The organism is Streptomyces sp. NPDC059567, assembly GCF_042735655.1.
GTDB lineage: Bacteria > Actinomycetota > Actinomycetes > Streptomycetales > Streptomycetaceae > Streptomyces.
Window position 1 is genome coordinate 64,692 of sequence record NZ_JBHWBS010000028.1, and the last position, 1,748, is coordinate 66,439.

A 1,748-nucleotide genomic window follows, 5' to 3' on the forward strand; every position below is an offset into this window, starting at 1 on the left:
CCCTCTATCGTCGCCTGGGTCTGTTGTGAATAGGAGACTGGTCTGGCTCTGACGCCCCCGCTCCGCAGGGAGGGGGCGACCCGCGTGATCTCTCGCGGGTCGCCCCATCCGTCTTCGGCGCTCGTACCGTCAGGCGTCGAGGACCTGACCCTCACGCTTCACGACGGGCGGCTCGACGGACCAGGGGAAGTTGATCCACTCGTCGGTCTTCTTCCACACGTACTCGCACTTCACGAGGGAGTGCGACTTCTCGTAGATGACGGCGGAGCGGACCTCGGCGACGTGGTCGACGCAGAAGTCGTGGACGAGCTTCAGGGTCTTGCCGGTGTCGGCGACGTCGTCGGCGATGAGCACCTTCTTGTCGCTGAAGTCGATGGCGTTCGGGACGGGCGCCAGCATGACCGGCATCTCCAGGGTCGTCCCCACGCCGGTGTAGAACTCCACGTTCACGAGGTGGATGTTCTTGCAGTCCAGGGCGTAGGCCAGACCGCCGGCGACGAAGACGCCGCCGCGGGCGATGGAGAGCACGACGTCGGGCTCGTAGCCGTCGTCGGCGATGGTCTGGGCGAGCTCGCGGATGGCGCGGCCGAAGCCCTCGTAGGTGAGGTTCTCCCGTACGTCACTCATTGCCGTCACACCTGGGTCCGATGGAAGTTCATGAACGAGCGCGAGGCCGTCGGCCCCCGCTGTCCCTGGTAACGCGAGCCGTACCGCTCGCTGCCGTAGGGGAACTCGGCGGGCGAGCTCAGCCGGAACATGCACAGCTGCCCGATCTTCATCCCCGGCCACAGCTTGATCGGCAGGGTGGCGAGGTTCGACAGCTCCAGGGTCACGTGCCCGGAGAAACCGGGGTCGATGAACCCGGCGGTGGAGTGGGTGACCAGCCCCAGCCGGCCGAGCGAGCTCTTCCCCTCGAGCCGGGACGCGATGTCGTCCGGCAGCGTGATGACCTCGTAGGTCGAGGCGAGCACGAACTCGCCGGGGTGCAGGATGAACGCCTCGTCACCCTCGGGCTCGACCTCACGGGTCAGATCGAGCTGCTCGACGGCGGGGTCGATGTGGGGGTAGCGGTGGTTCTCGAACACCCGGAAGAAGCGGTCAAGCCTCACGTCGATGCTCGAGGGCTGCACCATGGATTCGTCGTACGGGTCGATGCGCACCCGTCCGGCATCGATCTCGGCCCGGATGTCCTTGTCTGAGAGAAGCACGCCCCCACGATACGCAGAGGGCGCGGACCTGCCCCAATCGGGAAGACTCCGCGCCCGTCCTTCGGACATCAGCGCCGCTCGAGCTCCACGGGCACCGCGTGCCGCAGCCGCGCACACCGTGGACACCGAATGAGCCGCCCCGGCCCGATCCGCCCGGCACCGAGCTGCTGCAGCGGGAACGAAGCGGTACTGAACACATGCCCCTCGGCACAACGAACGACGGTGCGCTCCATCGAACCCATCAAGTCCCTTCCCCGACAAGTGGTGGACGAGACAGCCACATTAGGGGATCAACGAGACACCACTCCAGGCGGCGCTCCGTCAGGGACACGTACGCCTCGTACGCCGCGACTTCGGGATGGGGTACAGTGTCCGAGTCTGCGGTACCGATCTTCGGACCGCCACGCGGATGTAGTTTAATGGTAGAACATGAGCTTCCCAAGCTTATAGCGCGGGTTCGATTCCCGTCATCCGCTCTTGAGAGAAGGGGGGGGGGGGGGGGGGGGGGCGGGGGGGTGGTGGGGGACACGCCGGTCGCCC

At 66.6% G+C, this 1,748-nt stretch carries 2 protein-coding genes and 1 tRNA gene; 1 reads left to right on the top strand and 2 read right to left on the bottom strand.

The window, feature by feature from the left end; translation table 11 throughout:
* Window positions 1-129 precede the first annotated feature (129 nt).
* Together ACFVZW_RS15630 and dcd are read right to left on the bottom strand one after the other, a co-directional pair.
* Window positions 130-627: a phosphoribosyltransferase gene (locus ACFVZW_RS15630; RefSeq protein WP_383555366.1), complete on the bottom strand. Its 498-nt coding sequence runs from the start codon at window positions 625-627 to the stop codon at window positions 130-132.
* Between the two features lie 5 nt (window positions 628-632).
* Complete coding sequence (dcd, locus tag ACFVZW_RS15635; RefSeq protein ID WP_017240230.1) at window positions 633-1,208, bottom strand: dCTP deaminase; 576 nt, start codon at window positions 1,206-1,208, stop codon at window positions 633-635.
* Window positions 1,209-1,613: 405 nt separating this feature from the next.
* Between dcd and ACFVZW_RS15640 the strand changes: the two genes are divergently transcribed.
* A tRNA-Gly gene (locus ACFVZW_RS15640) sits at window positions 1,614-1,684 on the top strand.
* Window positions 1,685-1,748 lie beyond the last annotated feature (64 nt).